Raw genomic sequence first — 5,358 nt, 5'->3', positions numbered from 1 at the left:
CATTGGGGCTTCACATGAAAAGGGCAAAGACTTTGATTTAGCACCCACTATCGGTGAACTGAATGATATTGCAACAGAAAGTTTACGTTTTGCACCGGGATGGCGCGATTCTCAAATAATTGAAGTGCGTACGGGCACACGTGCCTATACCTCGGATTATACACCAGTAATTGGCCAAGTGCCGTTTGCTAGTAATGCTTACGTAGCGAACGGCTTAGGCGCATCTGGGTTAACTGTTGGACCTTATGCAGCTAAAATCGTAGCCGATTTAGTTTTAGGGCGTGACGTTCAAATTGATTTGAGTGACTATCCTGTGGCGCAGTATTTACGCTTACGGAAAGAAAAGTAAAGTTATATTTTTACTAAAAAGGCCTCGTAGAGTGGACACTAAAAAGTGTGCTCTAAGAGGTCTTTTTTTATACAAACATATTCAGCAGCATAACACCGCCTAAACCAATTAATGAACTGATTAATGTCATCATTGACCAGGTTTTAATTGTTTTACCAACACTAAGATTAAAATATTCTTTATAAATCCAGAAACCAGCATCGTTGACATGTGAGAATGTCATACTCCCTGCACCAATTGCCAAAACAAGCAATTCAGCATTAACACCTGCTCCAGCGAGAACAGGGACCATAATACCAGCTGCAGTCATACCAGCAACTGTTGCGCTACCCAATGCTAAACGCAGTAAAGCAGCAATTAACCACGCAAGTAACAATGGTGAAAACGACATATCTTTCACAATTTCTGAAACATAGTCAGCGACACCACTATCAACTAGTACTTGTTTAAAGGCACCACCTGCACCAATTATGAGCAAGATCATCGCAATTGAGCTTACAGAAGAGGCTATGGAATTCATAATTTCTTTCATTGAGAATTTTTGCATTAACCCGAAGGTGAAAATTGCTACAATAACAGCAACAAGTAAGGCGATAGAAGGTTCGCCAATAAATGCTAAAAAGGGCATTAAGCTACTTTCAGGTGCGAAAATCTCAAATCCTGCATGTAATCCCATTAAAAGAACAGGAATTAAAGCTGTAAATAGACTAATTCCAAAACTAGGTAATTCATCATCGTCAAATTCTTTTGCTGAAAAAAGTTCTTTTGGGATATTAGTTTCTAACGATTCTTTTTTAAAAAGACGTGGATAATAAACGCCAGAAATAATCACTGAGGGGATAGCAATGACAATTCCGTAAAGTAATGTTAAACCAAGATTAGCATTGAAAATTTGTGCAATTGCTGTTGGCCCAGGGTGTGGTGGCACAAAACCATGAGCAGTAATCAAGGCTGCTGCTACCGGCATTCCGATATAAAGAACTGGTAATTTTGCAGCTTTAGCAATAGTAAATACAAGTGGAATTAAAATAACAAAACCTGTTTCATAAAAAAGAGCAATTCCAACAATAAAGCCAGTCATGACAGCAGCCCACTGAACATGTTTACGGCCGAATTTTGCGATTAATGTCATCGCAATTGTTTGTGCAGCCCCTGAATTTTCCATTAATTTTCCAAGCATTGCACCAAAACCAAGCACGAGTGCTAAAGAACCAAGTGTTGAACCCATTCCAGACTTGATGGAAGTAATCGCTTCAAGTGGTGACATACCTTGCATGACACCAGCAATTAAGGCAACAACAATTAAAGAAATAAAGGCATTTATTTTTAAAACAACCATTAATAACAATAAAATTAACACAGCGATTAAAACATATAGTAACGACATGGGGAACCCTCCTAATATTTTTTAGTCGAGACGTTCGACAATTTCTTTAAGTGTTTCTTTATTACCAACATTTCCAGGGAAAATAACATAAGGCATAAGTGGAAATTTAGCTGTTTTGTCTGTCAGCCAAACAGGTATTCCCGGAGCAATTTGACCAGCAACTAAAGCGCGCTTGACAGCTAAACCTTTTGTTCCAATTTCACTAGAAGTAATGCCGCCTTTACCGATAATAAATTTAGGTTGAATAGTGAGGTTTTCTACGAAAGAAGTAACAGCTTTGGCTATTTTGACAGATAAGGCTAGTTCATTTTCGGCCTGGTTATCGCCGAGGTCAAGACGTTTGCGTGAGGTGAACACAACAACTGTTTCGCCTGCAGCAAGATGAGTATTAATCAAGAGTTGCACACGTTGAACTTCTTCATGGAAAGCAACGTCGTTGAATACAAGGTCTGATTTAAAAGGTATGCTAATTATTTTATCGTACGTTAGTAAAGCTTCGAGTTGCTCCGTAGATGTTTTTACATGAGAGCCTACTACGATTAAACCTCCGTTTTTTGAATGAGAATCAACCAGATCACTTTTTTGAAGTAATGGTTTATCTGAAATACCACCCAGTATTTTTGGAACGGCGGCCGCTGTTCGGAATAAGAAATTCTTGCCAGCATTTAAGGCAGTAATGATACCGATTGATGCCACTTTAATATCGCTATTTGCAACAGCATTCAATATGATTTTAGAAAAGTTTGTACTATCCATAAATACAGCAGTAATATCATCAATAGCAAGTGCACGTGTCTGATTTAAGCTGATACTATGACAATCTGAGACGGAAGTTGCACCGTTTGTTTTTTCGTTAATGTATTTGAATAAATGTGAGGATTTGTAACCAAACGTACGATCGTTGGCAAATTCTGTTTCTCCTGCAGGAACTAATTGATCACCTTGCTTCACATAATGAATATCTTCAATAGTTAGACGTCCACCTTCAAGGAAATACGGTGCAATAATTTCACCATCAAAGTGGAGAGAACTCTTCGCTTCGATGGTTTGACGAAGTGTTTCTGTTTCAAGAGGATAATGTCCACGCAGCGTTGAATCACCACGGCTAATGATGATATAAGGTTGTTGTAATTTTTCTGATACATTGACGATAGCGGTGGCAATGTTTGTATGAAGGATAGTTGTTTCAGTTGCAGTCATTGCCCGTGAATTGGTCAATAAGAAGAACATTTGTTGCTCATCACGAAAAGCAGTTTCAATTGTTTGTTCATCAAACTGAGTAAATACTGAAACGCCATGTACAGTTTGGATACCAGTAGGATCATCGTCAAGAACGATGATTTTATGTTTAAAAGAGGCTAAAGCCTCGTTTAGTAAAGCATCAATTTTATGTTCATCAACAGTTGGCAAAGCATTTAAAGTTGTATTTGCTGTTAAATATGTCATTGTTTATCGCTCACTTTCTTCTTTGTAATAGTGATAGATGGCGCTATGATCTTCAATACGATGATCGGTTTCATTGAGCTTATTAAGAATCGTTAACAAATTGGTCGTCAATGGTAGATTAAGACCAAGGTCAGTTGCAGTTTGAGCAGCATTATTAATATCTTTGGTGTTAATATCAATACGACCACCAGCAACAAAGTTGGATGCAATAATACGTGGGGCTTTATCCTCCAGTACTTGTGAACCAGCTAAACCACCACGAATGGCTTCAAACATCTTTTGTTGATCAATTCCTGCTTTATCTGCAAGGATAAATGCTTCAGATACAGCGGCAATATTTAAATTAACGATAATTTGGTTTGCTAATTTAGCAGTGACCCCCGCTCCTAAAGCACCGACAAGAATCGTTGAATGTCCTAAAACATCGAAAATGGGTAAGGCTTGATTAAAAATTTTCGCATTACCCCCAACCATAATTGCTAATTTTCCTGAAATAGCGCCTTCTTGTCCACCGCTCACAGGTGCATCTAAGAGATGAATGTTGTTTTTAGCTAATTGTTGTCCAATACTTTGAGTGACTGTAGGTGTCACTGAGCTCATATCGATAATAATACTTTCAGGCTTAAGGTGATGTATTAAGCCATTTTCTCCAGTTATGACATCGCTTACAATTTTATTAGTTGGTAACATTGTAATTACAATATCACTATGTTGAGCAACCTCAGAAGCAGAAGTGAATGTTTTAACGCCTTTTATTTCAGCAGTTTCGCGTGATTGAGGGCTGACATCAAATCCATAAACTTTAAAACCAGCTTGAATTAAATTGTGAGCCATAGGTTGTCCCATAATGCCTAAACCGATAAAGCCAATTGTTTTTTGCATAGTAAATATCCTCCTTGTTTGTTTCGCTACGAAATATTTATTTATTTGTAGTTTAACTACGATGAGTATATAATGCAAATGTAAGGGCTGTCAATCCCTAATTTTAATTCGAGATGTTATAATATAAGTTATAAAGTCTTAGGATAGAGGAATGTTGAGATGCGAAATGAAATTTTAATGAAAGTTAAAATGATAGAACCACAGCTTACAGCTGTACAAAAAAAAATAGCACGTTTTATTTTAGAGAATTCAAAAGCTGTTGTGTCAATGACGGTGAGTGATTTAGCAATCCAGAGTGATGCCAGCGAACCTTCTGTTTTTCGTTTTTTAAAACAAATTGATTATGAATCATATCAACTTTTTAGAATTGATTTAGCACAATCGTTAGCAACCAAAAATACAGCGACTATCTATGGTGATATCGAAGAAGCGGACACAACAACAATGATTAAGAAAAAAGTTGTAGCATCAACAATCAGTGCTATTACGGAGTTGGAAGATGTACTGGATGATGATAGTGTTGAAGCGGGTGCTACAAGTATTATTACGGCACGTCGTATTATAATAGTCGGTATAGGTGCTTCAGTAAGCATTGCCAGTGATTTGTTCCATAAGTTATTACAGCTGGGTTTTGATGTTGTGTATAGTGAAAATTCACATATTATGAATATGTTAGCAACACAAGGACATACTGATGATTTATTAATAGCAATTTCTCATTCGGGTGAAAGTAGTGAAATATTAGATGCAGTTGGTTTTGCTAAAGAGAAAGGTTTGAAAACTATAGCACTAACAAGTTATACACATTCCACACTAGCAAAGCAGTCAGATATTTTGTTATTGAGCAGTTCTCAGGAAACCCTATATCGTTCAGATTCAATGATTTCACGTATTAATCAACTGATTATTATTGATATGCTTTATATTAAAATTGTTCTGCAACAGAAAGAAAAAGTATTGCTTAATATTACACAATCACGTAAAGCAGTCGCGAAAAATAAAACATGAAAAAACGCTTAATCGATTGATTAAACGCTAAAGTGAAGAGATTTCGTTGTTTTATAATAGAACTAAAGTAAGCGACATAATTATTCTCTGAAATTATAAACGGATGACATGCTAATAACAGCAAATAATCCTAGTGAAAAAAGGAAATTAATAAACAATGTACGAATAATGTTATCACTCGAGTTGAAAATGATGCTTAAAAGTGAGATGAAGACGAAAAAAGCGAGACAAATCAATAATTTTTTTAGCATAGTGGACCTCCTAGTATGAATCATAATCGGTAGTG

Annotated in this window: 6 protein-coding genes; 2 read left to right on the top strand and 4 right to left on the bottom strand. The window is 36.5% G+C overall.

Going from position 1 to position 5,358, the window contains the following annotated elements; all coding sequences use genetic code 11:
* Positions 1 to 349, top strand: a 349-nt coding sequence (locus IKV95_RS01665) for an NAD(P)/FAD-dependent oxidoreductase (protein WP_287451343.1), incomplete at its 5' end; no start/stop codon positions are given.
* A gap of 67 nt (positions 350 to 416) precedes the next feature.
* Here the strand turns inward: IKV95_RS01665 and IKV95_RS01660 are convergent.
* Genes IKV95_RS01660 through IKV95_RS01650 form a run of 3 tightly spaced genes read right to left on the bottom strand, consistent with a single transcriptional unit; the run spans position 417 to position 4,064 of the window.
* A complete protein-coding gene (locus IKV95_RS01660; RefSeq protein ID WP_120472792.1) occupies positions 417 to 1,736 on the bottom strand; it encodes a gluconate:H+ symporter in 1,320 nt (439 codons plus the stop codon).
* A gap of 21 nt (positions 1,737 to 1,757) precedes the next feature.
* Complete coding sequence (locus IKV95_RS01655) at positions 1,758 to 3,182, bottom strand: four-carbon acid sugar kinase family protein (RefSeq protein WP_069128910.1); 1,425 nt, start codon at positions 3,180 to 3,182, stop codon at positions 1,758 to 1,760.
* Between the two features lie 3 nt (positions 3,183 to 3,185).
* The gene (locus IKV95_RS01650) at positions 3,186 to 4,064 is read right to left on the bottom strand and encodes a prephenate dehydrogenase/arogenate dehydrogenase family protein (RefSeq protein ID WP_069128909.1); all 879 of its coding nucleotides are present in this window, start codon (positions 4,062 to 4,064) and stop codon (positions 3,186 to 3,188) included.
* Positions 4,065 to 4,223: 159 nt separating this feature from the next.
* On the opposite strand from IKV95_RS01650, the gene IKV95_RS01645 reads away from it, so the two are divergent.
* Positions 4,224 to 5,072: a MurR/RpiR family transcriptional regulator gene (locus IKV95_RS01645; RefSeq protein WP_069120017.1), complete on the top strand. Its 849-nt coding sequence runs from the start codon at positions 4,224 to 4,226 to the stop codon at positions 5,070 to 5,072.
* Between the two features lie 80 nt (positions 5,073 to 5,152).
* On the opposite strand, the gene IKV95_RS01640 is transcribed toward IKV95_RS01645, so the two are convergent.
* Entirely contained in the window at positions 5,153 to 5,323 is a 171-nt protein-coding gene (locus IKV95_RS01640) for a hypothetical protein (RefSeq protein ID WP_154657754.1), read from the bottom strand.
* Between the last annotated feature and the right edge of the window lie 35 nt (positions 5,324 to 5,358).

The organism is Brochothrix sp., from assembly GCF_017549435.1.
GTDB classification, from domain to species: Bacteria; Bacillota; Bacilli; order Lactobacillales; family Listeriaceae; genus Brochothrix; species Brochothrix thermosphacta.
Note: the sequence above shows the minus strand (reverse complement) of the source record. Positions and strands in the feature narration are given on the sequence as shown.

Excerpts from the sequence above, each read along its gene's own strand:
- IKV95_RS01660 (WP_120472792.1), bottom strand. The coding sequence starts at position 1,736 with ATGTCGTTACTATATGTTTTAATCGCTGTGTTAATTTTATTGTTATTA.
- IKV95_RS01655 (WP_069128910.1), bottom strand. The coding sequence starts at position 3,182 with ATGACATATTTAACAGCAAATACAACTTTAAATGCTTTGCCAACTGTT.
- IKV95_RS01650 (WP_069128909.1), bottom strand. The coding sequence starts at position 4,064 with ATGCAAAAAACAATTGGCTTTATCGGTTTAGGCATTATGGGACAACCT.
- IKV95_RS01640 (WP_154657754.1), bottom strand. The coding sequence starts at position 5,323 with ATGCTAAAAAAATTATTGATTTGTCTCGCTTTTTTCGTCTTCATCTCA.
- IKV95_RS01645 (WP_069120017.1), top strand. The coding sequence starts at position 4,224 with ATGCGAAATGAAATTTTAATGAAAGTTAAAATGATAGAACCACAGCTT.